Raw genomic sequence first — 22779 nt, 5'->3', positions numbered from 1 at the left:
GCTCGCGCTCCATCGGCATTTAACCGAATCAACTGCAGGTGAAGTTATGGTCACATCCCAACAAGTGGAATTGCTGGCACCGCTGTCCGGTGTGCTGATGGCGCTGGATAACGTGCCCGACCCGGTGTTTGCCAGTCGCCTGATAGGCGACGGCCTGTGTATCGATCCGACGTCGCAGGTGCTTTGTGCGCCGCTGGCCGGGGTGATCAGTAACTTGCAACACACCGGCCACGCCATCAGCATCACCCATGCCAATGGCGTGCAGGTGTTGCTGCATATTGGTCTGGATACCGTCAACCTGGGCGGCAAAGGCTTTACGGCGCTGGTCGAGGAGGGCCAGCAGGTGACAGCGGGGCAGGCGCTGATCGAGTTCGATGCAGACTACATCGCCCTGCATGCCCGCAGCCTGTTGACGCTGATGCTGGTGGTCAGCGGCGAACCTTTTGTGGCCCCGTCACCAGGTGGCGTTCTGGTCGAAACGGGCCAGCCGCTGCTGCGTCTGCAACTGGGGCAGGCCGAGACAGTGGCCGAGGTGCAAGCCGGCGATACCCAGCGTTCCCAGCCGCAGCGTCTGCCCAACCCCAACGGCTTGCACGCCCGTCCTGCAGCGGTGCTCGCCCAGGCGGCGAAAGGCTTTGCGGCAACCCTTCATTTGCACAAACAGGGTGAGAGCGCCAATGCCAAGTCGCTGGTAGCGATCATGGCCCTGCAGGCGGTTTGCGGCGACAGCGTTTACCTCAGTGCCTGCGGCTCAGATGCCGAGCAAGCGCTCAAGGTGCTGAGTGAACTGCTGGCTGAGGGTTGCGGCGAATCGGTCGTGGCTGTGGCGCCCGAAGCGCAGCCAGTAGCAGTGCCGGAGCCTGTGGCCAGCAACGAATTGCGCGGGGTCTGTGCGTCACCGGGTTCGGCCTTCGGTCATGTTGTGCAACTGACAGAAAGCGTGTTGCAGATCAGCGAACTGGCAACCGACCAGCGCCACGAGCGCGAGCAGTTGCAACAGGCCCTGGCAGGAGCCTCCGCGCAGCTGCAAACGCTGTGCGACAACACACAGGGCAAGGCTCAGGCCGAGATTTTCAACGCTCACCAGGAGCTGCTGGAAGACCCCGGTTTGCTGGAGCAGGCTTTCGGGCTGATCGAGCAGGGCAAGAGCGCAGCATTCGCCTGGCAGAGTGCCACACACGAAACCGCGACCCTGTTCAAAGGCCTGGGCAATCGCTTGCTGGCCGAGCGCGCGCTGGATCTGGACGATGTCGGCCAGCGCGTACTCAAACTGATACTCGGGGTTCAGGACTGCGCACTGGAGTTGCCGGATCTGGCCATCCTGATTGCCGAGCAACTGACCCCGTCGCAGACCGCAACCCTGGATACCCGCAAGGTTGCAGGCTTTGCCACGGTCGGTGGCGGTGCCAGCAGTCATGTGGCGATTCTGGCCCGGGCGCTGGGCTTGCCGGCACTTTGCGGTATGTCGCCACAGGTGCTGGCGCTGGCTAACGGAACCGAGGTGTTGCTCGATGCGGATCAGGGGCAGCTGCACCTGGAGCCGGATCCGCAGCGGATCCGCCAGCTCACCCTCCAGCGTGCCCTTCAGCACCAGCGTCAGCAGCAGGATTTGCAGCAGGCGGCACAGCCAGCCAGTACCCGTGACGGGGTACGTATCGAAGTCAGCGCCAATATCGCGTCCCTGGCCGAGGCAGAGCAAGCGGTGAGCCTGGGGGCAGAAGGGGTCGGCTTACTGCGCTCCGAGTTCCTTTATCTGGAACGCAGCAGCCCCCCCAGCCATGCCGAGCAGGTTGCCACTTACAGCGCCATCGCCGGTGTCGTGGGTACCGGGCACAATCTGGTGGTGCGCACGCTGGATGTGGGCGGCGACAAACCACTGGCCTATGTACCGATGGCACACGAGGCCAATCCATTTTTGGGCATGCGCGGAATCCGCTTGTGCCTTGAGCGTCCACACCTGTTGCGTGAGCAGTTCAGCGCGATTCTGGCCAGTGCCGACCTGACCCGTCTGCACATTATGTTGCCGATGGTCACGCAGCTGTCCGAGTTGCGCATGGCCCGCCAGTTGCTCGAGGAGCAGGCGCTGGCGCTGGGGATCAAGACCCTGCCAAAACTGGGCATCATGATCGAAGTGCCGGCAGCAGCGTTGATGGCGGATCTGTTTGCCCCCGAGGTGGATTTTTTCTCCATTGGTACCAATGACCTGACCCAGTACACCCTGGCGATGGACCGGGACCATCCGCGTCTGGCCAGCCAGGCCGACAGCTTGCACCCGGCGGTGCTGCGCCTGATCGCCACCACTGTCAAGGCCGCCCATGCCCACGGCAAATGGGTCGGGGTGTGCGGCGCACTGGCCTCCGAGACGCTGGCGGTACCATTGCTGCTGGGGCTGGGTGTCGATGAGTTGTCAGTGAGCGTGCCGTTGATCCCGAGTATCAAGGCGCGGGTTCGAGAGCTGGATTTCGTCGCGTGCCAGGCCCTGGCGCAGCGCGCGCTGGGCCTGGAGAGTGCCGGCCAGGTGCGGGCTGCATTGCAGCCATTGGTGCAACCCATGACCGAGTTGGAGTCCTGAACATGTTCGATAAAGCGCTTAAAGCATTCTGGAAGGCCCTGACACCCGATCTGGTGGTGGATGAGCCCGCTAAACCGGTGTCGACACTGGATAAAACGGTGCTGGCTGCGCTGGGCGGTGCCGGCAATATCAAGACCGAGCAGCGGGTGGCCTTGACCCGGATCCGTGTGGAGCTGGCCGATATCACCCGCCTGGATCCGCAAGCCCTGCGTGTGGCGGGTGTGCCCGGGATCCTGAGCCTGCCGGGTGGGGTGGTGCATCTGGTGGTGGGGTTGTAAACCCAGTCCTGCGGCCCTTAGGTGGGAACGGGCTTGCTCGCGATGACAGCGCTGCGATGTAGCTGCAACACCGCAGCGATCCGTTCGCGAGCAAGCCCGCTCCCAAAGGGTGTGTTTGCCTGCCAGCTGTGACCCTTCGCCACCCCGCCCTTACTGTTTCGCAATTGCAGGTGTATCGTATTCGCCTTTTGCGGGCCCAACGCCCGCGCCGGATACGAGAGGTAGTTGAATCCATGTCCTTTACCCGTCGACAAATACTCGGTGGTCTGGCCGGCCTGGTAGTGGTGGGTGTTGGCGCAGGAGGCGCTTCGCGTTACTGGCTGGGCAAGGTGGCTGCCGAGAACGCCGGCCACGATTACGAACTGATCAGCGCGCCACTGGACGTCGAGCTGGTGCCCGGCCATATCACCCAGGCCTGGGCGTTCGGTCCATCGGCTCCAGGTACCGAGCTGCGCGTGCGTCAGGGTGAGTGGCTGCGGGTGCGCTTTATCAACCATCTGCCAGTCGCAACCACCATCCACTGGCACGGTATCCGCCTGCCCCTGGAAATGGACGGCGTCCCCTACGTCTCGCAACTACCGGTATTGCCCGGAGAATACTTCGACTACAAGTTCCGCGTGCCCGATGCCGGCAGCTACTGGTATCACCCCCACGTCAACAGCAGCGAAGAGCTGGGTCGTGGCCTGGTCGGCCCGCTGATCGTCGAAGAGCGCGAGCCTACCGGCTTCAAGCACGAGCGCACCCTGAGCATCAAGAACTGGCACGTCGATGAAGAGGGCGGCTTCCTGCCGTTCAGCATCACCCGCGAAGCGGCCCGTGGCGGTACGGCGGGGCGCCTGTCGACCATCAATGGCAGCCATGTGCCGACCATCGACCTGCCTGCAGGGCAGATCACCCGTGTGCGTATTCTCAACCTCGACAACACCCTGACCTATCGCCTGAATATCCCCGGCGTGGAAGCGATGATCTACGCGCTGGACGGCAACCCCATCGAGCCAAGGCCGTTGGGCAAGGATTACTGGCTGGGCCCGGGCATGCGTATTTGCCTGGCAATCAAGGCCCCGCCCGCCGGTGAGGAACTGTCGTTGCGTGACGGCCCGGTACGGCTGGGCACTTTGCGTTCGGTTGCCAGCACCGATGCAGCGGGCGAGTGGCCACCGGCGTTGCCCGCCAACCCGATTGCCGAGCCCGACGTGGCCAATGCCGAGAAGATCAACTTCAACTTTGAGTGGGTCGGTTCGATGTCCGAGAATCTGGGCCCGGATCAGCCTCCGAGCCTTTGGCAGATCAACGGTGTGGCCTGGGATATCAAGGACAAGACCTGCGCTGACCGACCGATTGCCAAACTCAAGCTGGGTCAGAGCTATATCTTTGAATTGAAGAACATGACCCAGTACCAGCACCCCATCCATTTGCATGGCATGAGTTTCAAGGTGCTGGCCTCCAATCGCAAAAAAATCATTCCGTATTTCACTGACACCTATCTGCTGGGCAAAAACGAACGTGCCCGCGTGGCGCTGGTGGCGGATAATCCTGGCGTGTGGATGTTCCACTGCCATGTGATTGATCACATGGAAACCGGCCTGATGGCCGCTATTGAGGTTTCCTGATGCGACAAGGGCGTCAACCCCTGATTATCGACCGCAGCCGCGATCAAGACTTTATGCGCGAAGCGCTGGCGCTGGCCGCTCAAGGCGCAGCGCTGGGTGAAGTGCCGGTGGGTGCGGTGCTGGTGCAGGACGGTGAAGTCATCGGCCGTGGCTTTAATTGCCCGATCAGCGGCAGCGACCCCAGTGCTCATGCCGAAATGATGGCCATCCGTGATGCAGCGACGGCTGTCAGCAACTACCGGCTGCCGGGCAGCACGCTGTACGTGACGCTGGAGCCATGCAGCATGTGTGCGGGGCTGATCGTGCACGCCCGGGTGGCACGGGTGGTGTATGGCGCGCTGGAGCCCAAGGCCGGGATTGTGCAAAGCCAGGGGCAGTTTTTTACCCAGGGCTTTTTGAATCACCGGGTGCTGTATGAAGGCGGGGTATTGGCTGAAGAGTGCGGGGCGATCCTCAGCGAGTTCTTCAAGGCCAGAAGGGCTCGCTGAGCCCGCTCCCACAGGGGTGAAGGGCGTGTGTTACTTCCTGGCCATAATCACCGCCCGCATTGGCGCCGGCAGGCCTTCGATGGTTTTGCTGTGGTCGTTCGGGTCCAGGTAGTCGCTCAACGACTGGTACTTCATCCACTCGGTGGCACGTTGTTCTTCAACGGTGGTGACGCTCACGTCGACGCAGCGAACATCGCTGAAACCGGCACGGCGCAACCAGCGCTCCAGTGCCGGGATCGAGGGCAGGAACCACACGTTGCGCATCTGCGCGTAGCGGTCTTCCGGCACCAGCACCTGGTTCACGTCACCTTCGATCACCAGGGTTTCCAGCACCAGTTCGCCGCCTTTGACCAGGCAGTCTTTCAATGCCAGCAAATGCTCGATGGGCGAACGGCGGTGGTAGAACACACCCATGGAAAATACAGTGTCGAAACCTTCCAGGTTCGGCGGCAGGTCTTCGAAAGGAAACGGCAGGTGCCACGCCGCTTCCTGCTGCAAAAAGCGTTGCACGGCCTGGAACTGGCAGAAGAACAGCCAGTTGGGGTCGACGCCGATTACGCTGTGGGCGCCTGCGCCGAGCATGCGCCACATGTAGTAGCCGTTGCCGCAGCCCACATCGAGGATGCGCTTGCCCTTGAGGTCGACATGCGGCGCGACCCGCGACCATTTCCAGTCCGAGTGCCACTCGGTATCGACGTGAACGCCAAACAGGTCGAACGGGCCTTTGCGCCACGGTGACAGGCCCATCAGGGCTTCGCGCATCTGTGCACGGGTGGCGTCGTCGCAGTCGGTGTCCAGGGTCAGGCCGTTCAACAGGTCGATTTCGCTCGGCTTGACGTCGGGCAAGGCATCCAGCGCGCTTTGCCAGCGCTCCAGGTCGCCGTGGCCTTTCTCCATCTTGACGTCGAGCTGGGCTTGCAGGGTGTTGGCCCATTCAGCCAATGGAGTGCCGGCCAGACGCCGGGCAAGTGGGGACAGATCAATCATGGCAAGGCAATCAACGAGGCAAAGTTAAGACACTGGAACCACGGCACGACTTTCGAGAACCCGGCCGCCAGCAGGCGTTCGCGGTGTTCTTCGAGGCTGTCGGGCTTCATGACGTTTTCGATGGCGCTGCGCTTTTGTGCGATCTCCAGATCGCTGTAGCCGTTGGCGCGCTTGAACGCCACATGCAGATCAGTCAGCAGCCCGTGCTCTTCGGGGTCGCTGAAACGCAGCTTTTCAGAAAGGATCAGGGCACCGCCAGGCAGCAGCGACTGGCGGATACGGCCCAGCAGCGCCAGGCGCTCTTCTGGAGCGATGAATTGCAGGGTGAAGTTCAGCGCCACCACCGAAGCCGGCTCGAACGCCAGGGCCAGGATATCGCCTTCGATGACCTCGACCGGCAGCAGCTCCTGAAACATCGAGTTCTGCCCATTGAGGTACTCGCGGCAGCGCTCGACCATTGCCGCCGAATTGTCCACCGCAATCACCTTGCAGCCTTCAGTGCGCACATGGCGGCGCAGGGCCTGGGTGACGGCGCCCAGTGAGCAACCCAGGTCGTACAGTACGCTGTCGGGCCGGGCGAACTGGGCGGCGAGCACGCCAAGGTTCTCGACAATGGTCGGGTAGCCGGGCACCGAGCGTTTGATCATGTCCGGGAACACCCGCACAACGTCTTCGTTGAAGGCGAAGTCCGGCACCTGGGTCAGGGGCTGGGCGAAAATACGGTCGGGTTCTTTGCTCACGGCGGTTCCGGCGGTGGAATTTTCAAAAGGGGCGGCATTTTAGCCAAGTTGGCGCCGGGATGCGCGGTCTGTCTGATAAAGCGTTCAGCGTTTGCCCTGGGAAAACACCGAGGCGGCAATGCCCCACTGGCCCAGCCAGTAACTGAGGATGATCAGATAGGGCGCGGCGCTGAACGGTTGCACAAAGCGATCGATGCCGATCAGGCTGTCCGAGACCACAAACGCCAGCGCCCCGGCGGCTGCCAGCCAGGCCGAGTGTTTCGGTACGCCGCTGCCGAGGCGGGCGAGGGCGCGCCAGAGCATGGCGCTGATGGCCAGGGCGTAGACGCCCACGGGCACCAGCAAATCCCCCAGGCCCTGGCTGGCCATGACACTCAACAAGCTGCCACCGGCAAGCAGTGCCAGGATCAAGGCCGGCACGGCTGCGCGGCGGCAGTCCACCAGGTAGGCCTTGAGATAGGCCAGGTGGGCAAACAAAAACGCCCCAAGGCCAAATACAAACAGGTCCTGTGGCCAGGCCAGCAGAATGTCGCCCAGCAGGGAAAACCCCAGGCCTATGCTGATCCAGTGTCGATAGGGGCTGACAGGCCCGCTGTGCAGCCAGCCGAGCAATGCCAGTACCGGTACGGGCTTGGTCAGCAGGCACAGCACCATGGCGTGCGTGCTGACGCCATAGAGGTAGGTGACAGCTCCCATGATCGCAAGGATCAGCCACGCCATATCAGTTCACCGTAATCGGGCAGTCGAACACCTGCGCGGGTTCGGCTTCGGGTTCCCACGGTTGCTGAGAGGTCAGGCGCAGGCGCCCGCTGCCAGGGGCAAATACCTGAAAGCGCCATGTCGATTGACCACCGCTGCCCAGCAACTGGCCATTATCGCTGCTGGTGTAGACCTCCGGGCCGAGGCTGCGCAGCACGCCGCCTGCGGAGTCCTGGATAGCCCAGCGGTAGCCGGTGGTGGGGTTGCTCGGCAACGACAGGATCAGTTGCTGGCCCACATGCAGTTGCTGGGGGCAGTCGCTTTGATCTTCGAGCGTAACGTTGTGTGCAGGCTGTTGGGCACAGGCCGTCAGCAGGCTGAGGCCAAGCAGGGGGATAAGGCGTACAGGGGGCATTGAAGGCTCCGGTCAGGCAAACACAAGGGCGCAGCATAACCCATGAAGGGAGCTGCGCCATTCGTCGCCTGCCGATCAGAAAGAGGCGTGGGGCGGGCTGATGCTGAATTCGCCGCACATCTCCATGCTGTTGCTGTTGTGGTCCAGGCCTTCCATGGTGAACAGCCGGGCGCTGTAGCAACTCTCGACCACGCTCAGGTGCAGGGTGCCGACATCGGCCTGATTCAAGTGATACACCTGGCGGCCATCGATTTCAACGCACTCGATGTAGGACATGGACAGGATGGGGCCGTGTTCGTCTTTTTGGAACCGGTAGATACCCGACTGGATATTGATATCCAGGGTGAACGCAACCGCGCGATAAGCGGTTGAGCCAAAGTCATCGAACTCACCGGTAATGACGATTTTTTTCTGGCTGCTGGCAAAGGTCATTTCCTGCGCGGTAAACGCGGGACGATCCAGCAGTTCGGCCTTGAGTTCTCCCCGGGTTCTGGGGTTGAAGATTTTTTGTCCTGACTCCTTGAGCCTCAGGACATCCGGGTTCTCATATACAGGATGATGAAGTGCCATATTCTTTTCCTGCATTATTTTTGTGGGAATTGGCTCTATTAAGGATGGGAAATGAACAACCGTCTACTGTCATAAATGACAGTAGACGTGTCTAGTACGCGACTTGCGAGGAATTTTGGATCCAATATGCGAACTGTGTTGCTTTAAGCCCGACTTGCCTGATTGGGAGCAGTGAGGCAATCGCAGGCAAGTCAGGGCCTACAAACGGTTTTAAAACAGCACCTTGGCCACATCGGTAAAGCGCTTGGCAAAGTGTACGGTGATGCCTTCCTTCAGATAATCGGGCAGCTCTTCGAAATGCCCGCGGTTCGGTTCGGGCAGAATCAGTTCGTTGATTTTTTGCCTGCGCGCCGCAATTACTTTTTCGCGCACGCCGCCAATCGGCAACACATGCCCGGTCAGGGTCAATTCGCCGGTCATGGCGATGCCTTTTTTCGGCTGCTGATTGCGAGCCAGCGACAGCAGGGCGCTGGCCATGGTCACGCCTGCGCTGGGGCCATCTTTGGGCGTGGCCCCTTCAGGCACATGCAGGTGGACAAAAGCTTCATCGAAGAACTTCGGATCGCCGCCAAATTGCTTCAGGTTTGAGCTGATGTAGCTGTAGGCGATTTCAGCCGACTCTTTCATCACTTCACCCAGTTGCCCGGTCAGCTTGAAGCCGCGATTGAGGGTGTGAATACGTGTTGCCTCGATCGGCAGCGTCGCTCCGCCCATGCTGGTCCAGGCCAGGCCGGTAATCACCCCGGTACCGCTGATGACCTGTTCGTTACGGAACACCGGCATGCCCAGTGAAGCTTCAAGGTCTTTGGGGCCGATCTTGATCACGGCTTTGGGGTCTGCCAGCAGCTTGACCACGGCCTTGCGTACCAGTTTGCCCAGTTGTTTTTCCAGCTGGCGCACCCCGGCTTCGCGGGCATAACCGTCAATCACCGCGCGCAGGGCGCTGTCGCTGATGCTCAGTTTGTCTTTGGCCACGCCTGCTTTTTCGAGCTGTTTTGGCCACAGATGACGCTTGGCGATCGCGACTTTTTCTTCCGTGATGTAACCCGAGAGGCGAATCACTTCCATACGATCGAGCAACGGGCCGGGGATCGAGTCCAGGGTGTTGGCGGTACATACAAACAGCACTTTGGACAGATCGAGGCGCAGGTCGAGGTAATGGTCGAGGAAGTCGACGTTCTGTTCCGGGTCGAGGGTTTCCAGCAAGGCCGAAGCGGGGTCGCCCTGGAAGCTCTGGCCCATCTTGTCGATTTCGTCGAGCATGATCACCGGGTTCATTACTTCAACATCTTTCAGTGCCTGCACCAGTTTGCCCGGCTGGGCGCCGATGTAGGTGCGGCGATGGCCCTTGATCTCGGCCTCGTCGCGCATGCCGCCGACGCTGAAACGGTAGAACGGGCGGCCCAGGGACTCGGCGATCGACTTGCCGATACTGGTTTTGCCCACGCCCGGCGGGCCGACCAGCAGTACGATCGAACCGCTGACCGAGCCTTTGTAGGCCCCGACGGCGAGGAATTCGAGGATGCGATCCTTGATGTCATCAAGGCCGGCATGATGGGCGTCGAGCACCTTGCGGGCGTGCTTGAGGTCGAGCTTGTCTTCACCCAGCACGCCCCAGGGCACCGACGACGCCCAGTCCAGGTAGTTACGGGTCACGGCGTATTCCGGCGACCCGGTTTCCAGGATCGACAGTTTGTTGATCTCGTCATCAATGCGCTTTTGCGCCTGGGCCGGCAGGGTCTTGCCTTCAAGGCGCTGCTTGAACTGTTCGATATCGGCGCTGCGATCATCCTTGGTCAGCCCGAGCTCCTGCTGGATGACCTTGAGCTGTTCCTTGAGGAAGAATTCGCGCTGATGTTCGCCGATCTTAAGGTTAACTTCGGCTGAAATCTCTTTTTGCAGCCGCGCTACCTCGACCTCCTTGCGCAGCATGGGCAGCACTTTTTCCATGCGTTTGAGCATCGGCACGCAATCGAGCACCTGTTGCAGCTCGTTGCCGGTGGCAGACGTCAGGGCCGCTGCGAAATCGGTCAGCGGCGACGGATCATTCGGGCTAAAACGATTGAGGTAGTTTTTCAGCTCTTCGCTGTACAGCGGGTTGAGCGGCAGCAGCTCCTTGATCGCATTGATCAGCGCCATGCCGTAGGCCTTCACCTCGTCGGTGGGCTCCTTGGGCTGCTGCGGGTACTCGACCTCAACCAGATACGGCGGACGGTGATGCTTGAGCCACATGCTGATACGCACGCGGCTCAGGCCCTGGGCCACAAACTGCAACTTGCCGTTTTCGCGGCTGGCGTGATGCACCTTCACCAGGGTGCCGTATTCCGGCAGGCTTTTGGTGTCGAAGTGGCGAGGGTCATCAGGGGGCGTGTCGACAAAAAACAGCGCCAGGGAGTGATGGGGGGATTTGCTGACCAGTTCCAGGGTCTCGGCCCAGGGTTCTTCATTGACGATGACCGGCAGCACTTGTGCCGGGAAGAACGGCCGATTGTGAATCGGAATGATGTAAACCTTGTCCGGCAGATTCTGCTCCGGCAATGCCAATTCAGTCCCTCCAGAATGTGGATGGTGTTCGGATTCAGTGTGTTCTACATCGGTGTACTCAGTGGTGTTGTCCGGAAACTCTTGCTGGTCGCTCATGGGGCACCTGCGCAATTGGGTATGGATGTTAGATGGGGCGCGGTGCCAGTGGTTTCAATGGTGAACAGATTTTCATGTGTAAGGAGAAGAAACCCCGTAGACGGATAGGCGGGTACAGGGAATATTCAACTGTGGGAGCTTGACCGACGATCAGGTCATTCTCGTGCCCGTATTTCATGGTCGCTTCGCAATCAAACCCAGCCTCACGCCTTCCTCGGCGGCAGAACAACTGCTTGCACGTCGATTGAAGAAATAATCCGTCAAACCCCCGTGCGCTAGGCCTTTGTCGCCAACAACTTGACAGTAGACGGCCCGAAATTAATGGGTGATCTTCTGTCTGCAGCAGTTGGATCCATAACAACAAAGATGGATTGGAAGGCCACCGGTATGGCTTTTTCAAGGAAGTCGCGGGAGCGCTTATGTGGCCATTGGCATTCACTCAATGGATTGAGGGCGCAGCATGAAGTTGCGCAACAGTTTTCAGGCGCGTATCAGCCTGTTTCTTGCCTTGCTCCTGCTGTTGGTGATCGGTGCGGTGTACTTCGCCGTTAAAGCCGTGACCATTACCGTGGCCAGCGATCAGGCGCAAGAGCAGCTCAAGACCGGAACCCGGGTGTTCGAGCGCTTTATGGATCTGCGCTGGCGGCGTATCCAGTACGGCCTCAACTGGCTGACCAATGACTCGGATTTCCGTGAGGCGACGATCAAAGGCAGCCCCTCGCTGATAGAGCACGCCCTGCAGGAGTTCGAGGCGAGCCTGCATGGCAGTGAGCTGTTTGTGCTGGATCTGGACGGCAATATCATCACCAGCACCCTCAAGGGCCTGCCAGCGGGGCAGGCATTTCCTTATGCCAAGGCTCTGCGGCTGGCCCGTCGCAACACCCAGACCATGGTCATCGGCATCCTGGCAGGGCGCCCGTACATGCTGGTGCAAGGGGTGGTGCTGGGCCCTTTGCCTGTGGTGCGCGTGGTCTCGGGGATGCCGATGGACGACGTGTTTGCCCATGAATTGAGCTCCCTGAGCAACCTTGAAGTGTCGTTTATGACGGTCAAGCCAGGCGAAAGCGGAATACTGAGCAGCACGCAGCCGGACTTCATGAGCGCCAGCATTATTGAATTCGTGCAGGAGCATACGCCGGGCTCGACAATCCATTTCAGCGAATTCCACGGCCGGCGCTTTCTTGGCCAGATGCTGCAACTCGCCAACTCCGGTGACCCGGGCAACGGCCAAGTCATGGCGGTGCTGCAAAGCCCGCTGGATCAGACGATGCAGGCATTCGACTCGCTGGATCGCAAGTTTCTATGGATATCCCTGGGGGCTTTGCTGGCTTCATTGCTCGGCGCCTTGTGGCTGGCGCGGGCGGTTTCGCGGCCGGTCAGCCTGTTGGCGGAGGCTGCGCAGCGCATTGGCCGGGGCAACTACGAAACGCCGGTGGAGCTTACACGCAGGGACGAACTGGGGTTTCTGGCCAAGGCGATCAATGCCATGCAAAGCGGGATTGCCGTGCGCGAGCAGCAACTGGCACATAACGCCCTGCACGACCCGCTTACCGGTTTGCCCAACCGCGCCCTGGCCATGGAACGCCTGGGCAGTGCCATCAGCGCAAGGCGCGGCGTGGTGCTGATTTACCTGGGGATCGAAAATTATCGTGTGATCAATGAGAGCTTCGGCCCCGAGGGTGGGGAGCGGATCATGCGTGAGTCCGCCCGCGTGATGCTCGACGCTCTGCGTGAGCGCGATACGGCAGCACGCATCACCGGCAACGAGTTCTTGTTACTGCTTGAAAGCACCCAGGTCGATGTGGGTGTTGCGCTGGCTGACAGGTTGTACGCATTGCTCAAGCGTCCGCTGAGCATTGATGGGCACGAGGTGTTGCTGGAAGTCTGCATGGGCATTGCGATCTACCCGCTCAATGGGCAGAGCGCTGAAGAACTGATCAGCCGTGCTGCGATTGCATGCCGGGATGCCGCCGCCTTGCCGGGTTATTTGCAGGTGTATCAGCAGGACCGTGACCTCGCCCACCAACGGCAAATCCAGCTGATCCGGGACTTGCGCAGTGCCGCCAGCGATGGCCAGTTGCAGCTGTATTATCAGCCCAAAATGGATATCCGCAGTGGCCATGTACGCCAGGCTGAAGCGCTGTTGCGCTGGCAACACCCGGAACTGGGCATGGTCTCGCCGGCGGAATTTATTCCACTGGCTGAGCGCACGGGCAGCATGTTCCTGCTGACGGGCTGGGTCATCGAGGAAGGTATCCGTCAGTTGTCCGCGTGGAACCGCAAGGGCCTGCATATGCAGCTGTCGCTGAATATCTCGGCGGAGGATTTGCACGGTGAAAATCTGTTGATGACTGTCGAGCGCCTGCTCAAGCGTTATCAGTTGTCGGCTGAGCAACTGATATTCGAAATCACCGAAAGCACGGCCATGCGCGACCCCGAACACTCGCTCAACGTGCTGGAAAAGTTGCGTGACGGCGGGATCAGCTTGTCGGTGGATGACTTTGGCACCGGTTACTCGTCGCTGGCGCATCTCAAGCGCTTGCCGGTGCAAGAGCTGAAAATCGATCAATCGTTTATCCGCAACCTGGACGAAACCAGCGAGGACGCGGTGATCGTGCGTTCGACCATCGAAATGAGCCACAACCTGGGGCTCAAGGTGGTGGCTGAAGGCGTGGAGTATCAGCATACCCTTGAACTGCTCGAGCGCTGGCACTGTGATACGGCCCAGGGCTATCTGATCAGTCGGCCAATGGAGGCCGTGGCGTTCGAGGCCTGGGTGTGGAAATTGCGGGCAACGGTTTAAAACCGGGCTCACAAAAAAGGCGGCTATCTCTCGATAGCCGCCTTTTTCAATACCAGCTGTAAATCTTACTCAGCCAGTTTGAACGCCATTACATAGTCACCTTTTTTGGTGCCCAGGCCGCCGTGACCGCCCGCCATGACCAGCACATATTGAGTGCCGTCCTTGCCGGTGTAGGTCATCGGGGTGGTCTGGCCGCCAGCAGGCAGGCGACCTTCCCACAGTACTTTACCGTTGCTTACGTCGTAAGCACGCAGGTACTGGTCAAGGGTACCGCTCAGGAAGGCCACACCACCTGCGGTGGTGAAGGTCCCGCCCAGGCTTGGAACACCCATGGACAACGGGATCGGTACCGGCGAGCTGTCACGCACGGTGCCGTTTTTGTGTTTCCAGATCACTTCGTTGTTGGTCAGGTCGACTGCAGCAACATAACCCCACGCCGGTGCCTGGCAAGGCAGGCCCAGTGGCGACAACAGTGGCTCCAGGATCACGCCGTAAGGTGCGCCTTTGTTCGGTTGAACGCCGGAGGTTTCGCCTTTGCGCGGGCCCATTGCAGCCACGTCGGCCTGCGGAACCAGCTTGGAGGTGAACGCCATGTAGCTCGGGTTCAGGAAGGCAATCTGGCGAACCGGGTCAACCGAAATGCCACCCCAGTCAAACACGCCGAAGTTGCCTGGATACACGATCGAGCCTTGCAGCGATGGCGGGGTGTACATGCCGTCATAGCGCAGGGACTTGAAGTTGATCCGGCACAGCATCTGGTCGAATGGGGTTACGCCCCACATGTCGCGTTCGGTCAAGACCGGAGGAATCATGTTCAGGTCAGAACGTGGCTGTGTCGGTGCAGTGTGGTCACCTTCAACAGCGCCGCCCGGGGCCGGAACCTCGGTGATCGGCACAATGGCTTCGCCAGTGCGACGGTCCATCACGTAGATGCTGCCTTGTTTGGTGGAAGCCAGCAGGGCCGGTTTCACGCCATCGGCGGTTTTCAGGTCCATCAGGGTTGGTTGACCACCTACGTCCATGTCCCACAGGTCATGGTGAGTAAGCGGACGGTACCAGCGGACTTTACCGGTGTTGATGTCCAGGGCGGTGATGCCAGCGGCATAACGCTCGGAATCTTCGGTACGGTCGCCACCATATTGGTCAGGCGTCTGGTTGCCCATCGGCAGGTACAGCATGCCGAGGTCTTCGTCGACAGCGAACATCGACCACATGTTTGGCGAGTTACGGGTGTAGGTTTCGCCTTCAGCAATCGGAGTGGTTTTCTCCGGGTTGCCGCTGTCCCAGTTCCATACCAGCTTGCCGGTACGTACGTCGTACGCACGGATCACGCCCGATGGCTCGTCGTTGGAAATGTTGTCGGTCACGTGGCCGCCAATCACGACCAGATCTTTGGTCACGGCAGGTGGCGAGGTGGAGTAGTAACCACCCGGAGCAAAGGTACCGATGTTGTGACGCAGGTCTACCGCGCCATTGGTGCCGAAGTCTTCGCACACTTTACCGGTGTCGGCGTTCAGGGCGATCAGACGGGTGTCGGCAGTCGGCAGGAACAGGCGGCGCGGGCACGAGTTGCTGGATGTAGCAGCAGCAGGCTCGGCAGCGCTTTGTTCAGTGCTGACTTTGGCGTAGGCGTTTTCGTCGTGATAAGTCACGCCGCGGCAGGTCATGTGTGCCCAGCCTTTGAAGTTTTCAGCGTTCTGAGTGCTGATCTTCGGATCGTAACGCCAGATTTCCTTACCGGTATCCGGGTCAAGGGCTATGACCTGGCTGTGCGGGGTACACACATACAGCATGCCGTTGACTTTCAGTGGGGTGTTCTCGGCGGTTGTTTCGCCGGGATCGCCTTCACCAGGGATGTCACCGGTGCGGAATGTCCAGGCTGGTACCAGCTTGTGGGCATTTTGCGGGGTGATTTCTTTCAGCGGCGAGTAACGGTCACCAAAGGCGGTACGACCGTAGGACTGCCAGTCACCATCGGGCATGGCCGGTGCAGCGTTGGTCATGCCAGGTACGGCATCACGGTCCAGTTGGCCTTTGATTTCACCCGGGCTGGTGAACTGGCTGGCCAGTGCAGCCAGACCGGCCAGCACTACGGCAACGCTCAGTGCGCCGGTGGCAACCGGTGCCGACTGACCGCGCAGGACAGGGCGACGGAACCATGGCAGCAGCAGGACGATACCGATGGCGAACCACATGGCCAGGCGTGGCACCAGTTGCCACCAGTCCAGACCGACTTCCATCAGTGCCCATACGGTGCTGGCGAACAGTACCAGTGCGTACAGGGTCAGTGCTGCGCGGCGCCCGGCAATCAGCAGTGCGCCCGACAAGCCAAAACCGATCCCGGCCAGCAGGTAGTACCACGACCCGCCCAGCGTGACCAGTTTGATACCCCCGGCCAACATGGCCAGGCCCATTAGCAGCAGCAAGATACCGAGAAGGCTCGGTAGCAGGCGGCTTCGACTGAAAGCACCTTCAGTGCTCATAGTGTGGTTCTCCGTTGCGTTTGAGGTGTTCCCGCGAGGGTGGGGTCTTTAAGGGACGAACCGACGCGGGAGTGAATCAGCTAAATAGGTGTTCGATCACAACCTTCAAGGTTGTTGTTGCAGTCCGTTTGTCAGAACGCACTTTGAATTTTCAGACCGCCAATCAGTGCGTCATCCAGCTGGCTGACGCCGCCCGGGTGGCGGATGTACTGCAGGTTCGGTCGAACGGTCAGCCAGTTGGTGACGTGGATGCCGTAGTACAGCTCGGCGCTGTATTCAGTGTCCTGGGGAGGCAGGTAGTCCGGGTTGTCGAAATCGTAGATGGCGCGGGCCTGGTTAGTGGCCTGGGCGTTCTTGCGATAAGCCGGGTTGACGTGAACGCGCGCCATGGCAAAGCCGATATCGTCCTTGGGACGGGCATCGAACACGCCTTTGTAGACGACGCCAGCCTGGACGTAGTTGTCCACGGCATTGGTTTTCTTGTCGTGCATAGTGGCATTGGCAAACACACTCAAGCCCCTCGACTGGTCGCTGGCGCGGGTAGTGAGCTGTTGTTGCACACCCAGCCACATCCCGTGTTTGCTTGAACTGCTGCGATACGCTTCACCGGTCAAGGCTGCTGGCTGGCCGTTGGCATCTTTGTAAGCATCTGTTGCCTTGGCATTACTGTAGTAGTAACCCGCGCGGTATTCCCCTGGCAGGCCATTAATTTTTGGCGTCCACACCAGTTCGATCGGCAGTACTGCGCCCTGGGTGCCGCTGCCGCTGAGCTTGAAGCCGTTGCCGCGATCCAGGTTGGACGGGTTTTGCTCATAGGCACCGACCTGTGCGTACAACTCGGGGGTCAGGTGATACTTGACCCGCAGGGCCCACTGGCTGACGGGCCAGTTGTACCAGATGCTGCCGGCCCAGTTGCCCACCTGTGAGCCGCAGAACGCCAGGTTCTGGAAATCGCAAGGGAACGAGTTGAAATCTTCGCCCTGACCAAAGCGGCCGACTTTGATGTCGAGCTTCTGGTCAAAGAATTTCTGCTGGTACCACATTTGCGTCAGGCGCGTGGTCTGGCCACGGCCCCAGACTTCCTGGGCCGAAGTGAAACCGCCCACCCGTGGATCGTTGATGCGGTCATTGCTGATGTTGTTGCCGCTGCGATGGGTGATGGTCAGCTGAAATTCAGCGTCGTCCCAGCCCAGGATCTTTTGCAGGTCCAGGTGCGTGCCCAGGCCGAACTGGTCGCTGTAGCGCGCCGTGCGGTCATGGTCATAGCCGCCGTGCAGGTTGGAGCCGACTTCGCCTACATAGTCGAGGGAAAAGGAGTAACCCTGCTTTTCCAGTTCGCTACGGGTACCACCCCAATCGCCGAGCATCCACTTGGAGTCAGCGTCAAAGGCGGGGGCCGCCTGCACGCAAGTAGCCAGGCCCAGAGCGGTAATGCCGCCGATCAAAGCCAGAGCTTTTTGCCCGGCAACAGGAAGCAGCGCGCTGTGTTTGCGCATATTCAGGAATGTGGACATAGGTCGAGATGCGAGTCTTTATAGGTATGGCTGTGGCAGTGGGTAGCGCTGTCTTTGAGGGCAGGGCTGACACTTCAGAGTTAAGGGCGGAATGAATCGTTTCAGCCCTTTATGCGGAAATGATAAAGCCCCGAAACGTTTAGAAACAGCACTTTAAGTGACATGGATCATTTCTGATTCAGTAACAGTGTGCTGCGACGGTTCGTCCCAGGGCTCTTTTGTCGCGCCCCGACTTGATTGGAGGCCGCGTATTTACTGCTGTGCAGCTTAGAACGTGGTGCGCAGGCCTACCTCGATACCGCGCCCCGGTGCGGGGGCTATGTCACGTAAAATAGAACTGGCATAACGCACGGTCTGGTTGGTCAGGTTGTCGCCTTTGACAAACGCCAGCCACTGGCTGCTGCCCACATCGAAGTGATAACCGGCACTGGCGCCCAGAGTGGTGTAGCCATCAGTGCCCGATTCGTTGGCCGGCACACGGCCCTGATTGCTGGCATGTTCGACGTCAACCCGCGCTTGCCAGCGGTCCATTTCCCACAGCAAGCCGCTGCTCAGGCGCAGCGGGGCAATCCGCGGCAAGGCTTCGCCGGTGTCGAGGTTGGTGGCGCGGGTGTAGTCGCCCGACAGTTCCAGTGCAAACTTGCCATAGGCACTTTCTCCGAGCTTCCAGTGATCCTTGGCCTCAAAGCCGGTGAAACGCGCCCTCACCCCGGAATAGGTGTATTCCGGAATGCCGTCGGCGTCTGGCTCGCCTTCGTCGTTCAGTGTACGACCTGTACCCAGCAGACCGATGTAATTGGAGAAGTGGCTGTAGAACACCCCGATGCTGCCATTGTGGGTGCCATTGTCGAAGCGCAGGGCCAGGTCGCTGGATACGGCTTTTTCCTTCGACAGATTGGCGTTACCTACTTCATAGGTGCCGGTAGCGACGTGGGCGCCATTGGCGTACAGCTCGTAGAACGTTGGTGCGCGTTCGGTGTAGCCCAGGGTGGCCGCCAGCGACCAGATCGGGGTGAGGGTGAACACGGCGCCTGAAGACAGGCTGCCCGCCGTGAAGCTCCTTGAACGGTCCGCCGCAGCAAAGCGCTCATTGCCCTTGGCGTCCGGGTCGACCACGGTGCGCTCAAGGCGCCCGCCGAGGCTCAGTTTGAGGCGCTCGGTGGCCTGCAGTTCTTCAAGCACAAACAGGGCGCCGCTGTTGGTGTCGGTTTGCGGTACGAAAGCTTCTTCACCAAGGGCCGAAAATTCGTTGCGATTGACCTGTGCGCCAATGACACCCTCAACCGGGCCGATCGGTACATGGCGGGCTTCAACGCGGGCTTCGTAGCCCTTGTTCTTGAACGTGGTGCCGACTTCGCCGCCCTCGATTTCGCGGTGCTCGTAATCGGTGTAGCCGGCATCTATTTTCAGCGAGCTGAACGGGCCTTGCAGGTTGCGGATTTCGGAGGCAAAGGCGTAGTGATCCTGCTTCATGCGGATGCGTACGTCCTGCTCGGCCGGTGAGCCGTAGTTGGCGTCGTAAGTGCTGTACGACAAGCCTGCGTAACCATCTTCCCAGGTGTAGGAACCGCCCACGGCACCGCCGTCCTGCCGGCCATTGCTGTTACCCAGACGGCCTTTTTTCTCGTCACCGTCTTCGCTTTCGGGGGCATGACGGCTGCGGGCATAGCCGGGGATTTTCAGGTCGTTGAACTCGCGGGCGTTGGCATCCAGATGCAGGGCGAAGGTGCCATCACCGGCTTCCAGCTTGCCCGCGCTGCTGCGGGTGGTGTCGGCACCGCCGTAGCGCAGTTCGCCTGCCCCGTGAATGCCGTCGATGGCGGTAGTGGGGATACGGTTGTCGAAGGTGTTGACCACGCCGCCGATGGCGTTGCCGCCGTACAACAGGGCGGCAGGGCCGCGAACAATTTCGATTCGTTCGACGTTGACCGGGTCCAGCGGTACCGCGTGGTCATAAGACAGCGATGAGGCATCCAGAGCGCCGACGCCGTTGCGCAAGATGCGAATACGGTCGCCATCCAGGCCGCGAATGATCGGTCGGCTAGCGCCCGGGCCGAAGTAGGACGAAGACACGCCGGGTTGTTTGCTGAGGGTTTCGCCCAGGCTGCCTTGCTGATTAAGGGTCAGGTCATCGCCTTCCAGTACCGTTGTGGGTGAGGCCAGCTGGGTGTTGCCCAAGGGGTTGCCGGTAATGACTTGCTGGGGCAGATCGAGGGCGTAGGCCGGGGAGGCGAGCAGCAGTGCGGTGGCGAGCGGCGTTAGACGAAGGCGACGCAAGTGACGCGGGAGTGCAGGGGAGGACATTACAAGTTCCTTGGCAGGGTGACGAAAGAAAGCGACGCTGAGCGCTCTTTGACTGGATAGGTATAGTTACAATATAACATCACTTTAATCTGTCAAAGCGGAACTTTCATTTCTGCCCCGGGACACGGCTAGACTGGTTGCTTGGCGAATGCACTTCCCCCTGAGCAGGTGCTCGGCTAAGGTGCGCGGCTTTCTCTCTTTTGCTTTAAAGGCCCGGCATGACTGAACCCAACAACAACCCATTGCACGGCGTGACGCTGGAACAGATCCTCACTGCGCTGGTGGCGCATTACCAGTGGCAGGGGCTGGCCGAGCGCATTGATATTCGCTGCTTCAAGAGCGACCCGAGTATCAAGTCGAGTTTGACGTTCCTGCGCAAAACTCCTTGGGCGCGGGAAAAGGTCGAAAAGCTCTATGTGAAATACGCCCGTACCAAGCGCGAGCTTTGATCGGCACATGAGTGCGTTGTCCAGGCACAGGCTCTGCCTGCTGCTGGCGATCCTGGGCTGGAGCGGCCTGGCGATTCAGCTTGAGCTGGTACTGTTCGCCCGCTGGCAGAGCGGTGCGAGTGTGGTGGGTGGGCTGGTGAGCTATTTCAGTTTTTTCACCATTTTGACCAACACCCTGGCCGCCAGCGTACTGACCTGTGCAGCCGATACCCCCCCGTCAAAAGGCAGGGCGTTTTTCTTGCAACCGTGGGTTAGCAGCGGCATTGCTGTCAGCATTATCGTGGTGGGAGCGGCGTATAGCCTGTTGCTGCGCCAACTCTGGCAGCCTGAAGGTCTGCAATGGCTAGCCAATGAGATATTGCATGACGTGATGCCGGTGCTGTTTACGCTGTACTGGTGGTTTTACGTGCCCAAGGGATTGTTGCGCGTGAGCCATATCGGACTCTGGATGCTGTATCCGCTGCTGTATTTCGCCTACATCCTGTTGCGTGGGCACCTGCTGGGTGTGTACCCGTATCCGTTTGTCGATGTCGAAAAACTGGGCTATTGGCAGACGTTTATCAATGCTGGCGGAATTCTGGCTGGGTTTGTGGCGGTGGCATTGGGGGTGGTGGCGGTGGATCGTCTCAGGGGGCGCAAGTACTTGTAGCAGCTGCCGAAGGAACGAGGCTGCGTTCGGCTGCGAAGCAGTCGTATACACTGAGAACCGGGGTTAACTGGCTCAGCGTGGTGTCTGATATTGCGACGACTACGTCGCCGAACCCAGCCACGTTCCTTCGGCAGCTGCTACGGGGTGTAGGAGCAATTACTCTTCGGTACTGCCATCCAGGCGCCAGTAGCCCACAGCCTTGACGAATTCTTCGCTCAGGCCATGGGTGTCCAGCAGCACTCGGCGCACTTTGCGCGACAGCGCGCTTTCGGTGGCCACCCAGGTGTATAGCGCACCTTCGGGGATGCTCAATGCTTCGACGGTTTCAAGCAGGTCCTCGCCCGGTACATCACGGTGTACCCAGATCACGTCAACCGCTGCGGCGCTGTGCAGGGGTTGTTCTTCAAGCGCGTTTTCGACCTCGATCACCACCAGGGCACGGCGGTTGGCAGGCAGCTCTTCAAGGCGCCGGGCAATGGCCGGCAGCGCGGTTTCGTCACCGATCAGCAGGTAGCTGTCAAAGATGTCCGGTACTACCATCGAACCGCGCGGCCCGCCGATATGCAGATACTGCCCGGGCGTGGCCTGGGCGGCCCAAGTGGCTGCCGGGCCGTCACCGTGCAGGACAAAATCGATGTCCAGCTCAAAGGTGTTCAAGTCAAAACGGCGTGGGGTGTAGTCGCGCATCGGCGGCATGCCACCTTTTTGCCCGGCGCTCAGTTCCAGGGTTTCCAGCGCTACCTGTTCTTCGGCGGTCTGCGGAAAAAACAGCTTTACATGGTCATCGCTGCCCAGGCTGACAAACCCCGCCAGCTGTGGGCCTCCCACGGTAATTCGGCGCATGCGCGGGGTCAGGTCGACCACGCGCAGCACTTCGAGTTTACGACGTTTGATTTCATGCATGACCCGGTGAATGGTCTGGGGTGTGGCAGCATTCATTCAGCGTTCTCCTGCGCAGGCTGGGCAGATACAGGGCCATCGACGATGGCTTTGGCGGTGTTGTTGAGCAAGTCGCGTACACGCAGGATTTCTGCCGGGCTCCAGCGACCGTGGTGCATTTGCAGGGCATGGCGCAGGTTGTGCACCGCCTCGTGAATCTCGGCCGGGCGATCATGGCCGCGCAGTGAGCGCTTGCTGACGTCGATGCGCATCCGCACGCCATCGAGTGCTACCGCCTGATCGGTCAGGTACTGGCGACCGGCATCGGTCACGGTATAGCGTTTTTTTCCGCCTTCGGCGTCGCCCTGAATCAGCTCGCTCTCTTCAAGGAAGGTCAGCGTGGGGTAGATCACGCCAGGGCTGGGGCTGTAGGCACCGTCGAACAAACCTTCGATCTGGCGGATCAGGTCGTAGCCGTGGCAGGGCTGCTCGGCGATCAGCGCCAACAGCAATAATTTCAGATCGCCCGGGGCAAAAACCCGGGGGCCGCGGCCACCGCGTTCGCGACCGGGGCGTTTCTCGAAGCCGTCTTGACCCGCGCCATGTTCGCGGTGATGGGGATGATGGTCTCTCATTGTCTTTTCGCTCTCTCATTAAGTTAGACATAACTTAAGATATATCTTAAGGAATGTAAAAACC

At 60.1% G+C, this 22779-nt stretch carries 18 protein-coding genes; 7 read left to right on the top strand and 11 right to left on the bottom strand.

Annotation, left to right across the window (positions count from 1 at the left end):
* Nucleotides 1–46: 46 nt before the first annotated feature.
* The 4 genes from ptsP to tadA all read left to right on the top strand — a co-directional run bounded on the left by ptsP (nt 47) and on the right by tadA (nt 4948).
* Nucleotides 47–2572 (top strand): phosphoenolpyruvate--protein phosphotransferase, encoded by a 2526-nt coding sequence (gene ptsP / locus QN377_RS04220; RefSeq protein ID WP_322213442.1) that lies wholly within the window; start codon nt 47–49, stop codon nt 2570–2572.
* A 2-nt stretch (nt 2573–2574) separates the two neighbouring features.
* Nucleotides 2575–2850, top strand: coding sequence for a PTS transporter subunit EIIB (locus QN377_RS04215; protein WP_095038566.1), 276 nt, complete (start codon nt 2575–2577; stop codon nt 2848–2850).
* A 233-nt stretch (nt 2851–3083) separates the two neighbouring features.
* Nucleotides 3084–4460 (top strand): multicopper oxidase family protein, encoded by a 1377-nt coding sequence (locus QN377_RS04210; RefSeq protein WP_095018348.1) that lies wholly within the window; start codon nt 3084–3086, stop codon nt 4458–4460.
* A complete protein-coding gene (tadA, locus tag QN377_RS04205) occupies nt 4460–4948 on the top strand; it encodes a tRNA adenosine(34) deaminase TadA (protein WP_095001442.1) in 489 nt (162 codons plus the stop codon). The genes QN377_RS04210 and tadA overlap by 1 nt, the downstream gene beginning before the upstream one ends.
* Before the next feature lie 30 nt (nt 4949–4978).
* Here the strand turns inward: tadA and cmoB are convergent, their stop codons facing one another.
* The 6 genes from cmoB to lon form a co-directional block, all read right to left on the bottom strand.
* Nucleotides 4979–5935, bottom strand: a complete 957-nt coding sequence (gene cmoB, locus QN377_RS04200; RefSeq protein WP_095018349.1) for a tRNA 5-methoxyuridine(34)/uridine 5-oxyacetic acid(34) synthase CmoB — start codon at nt 5933–5935, stop codon at nt 4979–4981.
* Nucleotides 5932–6675, bottom strand: a complete 744-nt coding sequence (gene cmoA / locus QN377_RS04195) for a carboxy-S-adenosyl-L-methionine synthase CmoA (RefSeq protein ID WP_095018350.1) — start codon at nt 6673–6675, stop codon at nt 5932–5934. Before cmoA ends, cmoB begins: the two co-directional genes overlap by 4 nt.
* Before the next feature lie 84 nt (nt 6676–6759).
* Nucleotides 6760–7395: a lysoplasmalogenase gene (locus QN377_RS04190; RefSeq protein ID WP_095020385.1), complete on the bottom strand. Its 636-nt coding sequence runs from the start codon at nt 7393–7395 to the stop codon at nt 6760–6762.
* Nucleotide 7396: 1 nt separating this feature from the next.
* Entirely contained in the window at nt 7397–7789 is a 393-nt protein-coding gene (locus tag QN377_RS04185) for a protease inhibitor I42 family protein (protein ID WP_088379088.1), read from the bottom strand.
* 75 nt (nt 7790–7864) lie between these two features.
* Complete coding sequence (locus QN377_RS04180) at nt 7865–8359, bottom strand: hypothetical protein (RefSeq protein WP_095001438.1); 495 nt, start codon at nt 8357–8359, stop codon at nt 7865–7867.
* A gap of 210 nt (nt 8360–8569) precedes the next feature.
* Nucleotides 8570–10999, bottom strand: a complete 2430-nt coding sequence (gene lon / locus QN377_RS04175; RefSeq protein WP_322213436.1) for an endopeptidase La — start codon at nt 10997–10999, stop codon at nt 8570–8572.
* Nucleotides 11000–11459: 460 nt separating this feature from the next.
* On the opposite strand from lon, the gene QN377_RS04170 reads away from it, so the two are divergent.
* Nucleotides 11460–13802, top strand: coding sequence for a putative bifunctional diguanylate cyclase/phosphodiesterase (locus QN377_RS04170; protein ID WP_095018353.1), 2343 nt, complete (start codon nt 11460–11462; stop codon nt 13800–13802).
* A 65-nt stretch (nt 13803–13867) separates the two neighbouring features.
* Here QN377_RS04170 and QN377_RS04165 read toward each other — a convergent pair whose 3' ends face one another.
* From QN377_RS04165 to QN377_RS04155, 3 genes are all read right to left on the bottom strand, one after another.
* Nucleotides 13868–16285 carry a glucose/quinate/shikimate family membrane-bound PQQ-dependent dehydrogenase gene (locus tag QN377_RS04165; RefSeq protein ID WP_095018354.1) on the bottom strand — a complete coding sequence of 806 codons (2418 nt, stop codon included), beginning with the start codon at nt 16283–16285 and terminating at the stop codon, nt 13868–13870.
* A 131-nt stretch (nt 16286–16416) separates the two neighbouring features.
* Nucleotides 16417–17781, bottom strand: coding sequence for a carbohydrate porin (locus QN377_RS04160; RefSeq protein ID WP_095001628.1), 1365 nt, complete (start codon nt 17779–17781; stop codon nt 16417–16419).
* Nucleotides 17782–18066: 285 nt separating this feature from the next.
* Complete coding sequence (locus tag QN377_RS04155) at nt 18067–20103, bottom strand: TonB-dependent receptor (protein WP_138738144.1); 2037 nt, start codon at nt 20101–20103, stop codon at nt 18067–18069.
* 218 nt (nt 20104–20321) lie between these two features.
* Here QN377_RS04155 and QN377_RS04150 point away from each other — a divergent pair, with 218 nt between their 5' ends.
* Together QN377_RS04150 and QN377_RS04145 are read left to right on the top strand one after the other, a co-directional pair.
* Nucleotides 20322–20552 (top strand): VF530 family DNA-binding protein, encoded by a 231-nt coding sequence (locus QN377_RS04150; protein WP_095001433.1) that lies wholly within the window; start codon nt 20322–20324, stop codon nt 20550–20552.
* A gap of 7 nt (nt 20553–20559) precedes the next feature.
* Nucleotides 20560–21201, top strand: a complete 642-nt coding sequence (locus QN377_RS04145) for a Pr6Pr family membrane protein (protein ID WP_095024187.1) — start codon at nt 20560–20562, stop codon at nt 21199–21201.
* Between the two features lie 156 nt (nt 21202–21357).
* On the opposite strand, the gene QN377_RS04140 is transcribed toward QN377_RS04145, so the two are convergent.
* A complete protein-coding gene (locus QN377_RS04140) occupies nt 21358–22140 on the bottom strand; it encodes a siderophore-interacting protein (RefSeq protein ID WP_095018357.1) in 783 nt (260 codons plus the stop codon).
* Nucleotides 22137–22715 carry a PadR family transcriptional regulator gene (locus QN377_RS04135; RefSeq protein WP_095001430.1) on the bottom strand — a complete coding sequence of 193 codons (579 nt, stop codon included), beginning with the start codon at nt 22713–22715 and terminating at the stop codon, nt 22137–22139. The genes QN377_RS04140 and QN377_RS04135 overlap by 4 nt, the downstream gene beginning before the upstream one ends.
* Between the last annotated feature and the right edge of the window lie 64 nt (nt 22716–22779).

The sequence above is a fragment of the Pseudomonas sp. CCC4.1 genome, assembly GCF_035019225.1.
GTDB classification, from domain to species: domain Bacteria; phylum Pseudomonadota; class Gammaproteobacteria; order Pseudomonadales; family Pseudomonadaceae; genus Aquipseudomonas; species Aquipseudomonas bubulae.
Note: the sequence above shows the minus strand (reverse complement) of the source record. Positions and strands in the feature narration are given on the sequence as shown.

What these genes read in the sequence shown, in the direction of transcription:
- ptsP (WP_322213442.1), top strand. Translation starts at nt 47, where the DNA reads ATGGTCACATCCCAACAAGTGGAATTGCTGGCACCGCTGTCCGGTGTG.
- lon (WP_322213436.1), bottom strand. Translation starts at nt 10,999, where the DNA reads ATGAGCGACCAGCAAGAGTTTCCGGACAACACCACTGAGTACACCGAT.
- QN377_RS04165 (WP_095018354.1), bottom strand. Translation starts at nt 16,285, where the DNA reads ATGAGCACTGAAGGTGCTTTCAGTCGAAGCCGCCTGCTACCGAGCCTT.
- QN377_RS04180 (WP_095001438.1), bottom strand. Translation starts at nt 8,359, where the DNA reads ATGGCACTTCATCATCCTGTATATGAGAACCCGGATGTCCTGAGGCTC.
- cmoB (WP_095018349.1), bottom strand. Translation starts at nt 5,935, where the DNA reads ATGATTGATCTGTCCCCACTTGCCCGGCGTCTGGCCGGCACTCCATTG.
- QN377_RS04210 (WP_095018348.1), top strand. Translation starts at nt 3,084, where the DNA reads ATGTCCTTTACCCGTCGACAAATACTCGGTGGTCTGGCCGGCCTGGTA.
- QN377_RS04160 (WP_095001628.1), bottom strand. Translation starts at nt 17,781, where the DNA reads ATGCGCAAACACAGCGCGCTGCTTCCTGTTGCCGGGCAAAAAGCTCTG.
- QN377_RS04145 (WP_095024187.1), top strand. Translation starts at nt 20,560, where the DNA reads ATGAGTGCGTTGTCCAGGCACAGGCTCTGCCTGCTGCTGGCGATCCTG.
- QN377_RS04140 (WP_095018357.1), bottom strand. Translation starts at nt 22,140, where the DNA reads ATGAATGCTGCCACACCCCAGACCATTCACCGGGTCATGCATGAAATC.
- QN377_RS04155 (WP_138738144.1), bottom strand. Translation starts at nt 20,103, where the DNA reads ATGTCCTCCCCTGCACTCCCGCGTCACTTGCGTCGCCTTCGTCTAACG.
- QN377_RS04190 (WP_095020385.1), bottom strand. Translation starts at nt 7,395, where the DNA reads ATGGCGTGGCTGATCCTTGCGATCATGGGAGCTGTCACCTACCTCTAT.
- QN377_RS04185 (WP_088379088.1), bottom strand. Translation starts at nt 7,789, where the DNA reads ATGCCCCCTGTACGCCTTATCCCCCTGCTTGGCCTCAGCCTGCTGACG.
- QN377_RS04135 (WP_095001430.1), bottom strand. Translation starts at nt 22,715, where the DNA reads ATGAGAGACCATCATCCCCATCACCGCGAACATGGCGCGGGTCAAGAC.
- QN377_RS04170 (WP_095018353.1), top strand. Translation starts at nt 11,460, where the DNA reads ATGAAGTTGCGCAACAGTTTTCAGGCGCGTATCAGCCTGTTTCTTGCC.
- QN377_RS04150 (WP_095001433.1), top strand. Translation starts at nt 20,322, where the DNA reads ATGACTGAACCCAACAACAACCCATTGCACGGCGTGACGCTGGAACAG.
- tadA (WP_095001442.1), top strand. Translation starts at nt 4,460, where the DNA reads ATGCGACAAGGGCGTCAACCCCTGATTATCGACCGCAGCCGCGATCAA.
- QN377_RS04215 (WP_095038566.1), top strand. Translation starts at nt 2,575, where the DNA reads ATGTTCGATAAAGCGCTTAAAGCATTCTGGAAGGCCCTGACACCCGAT.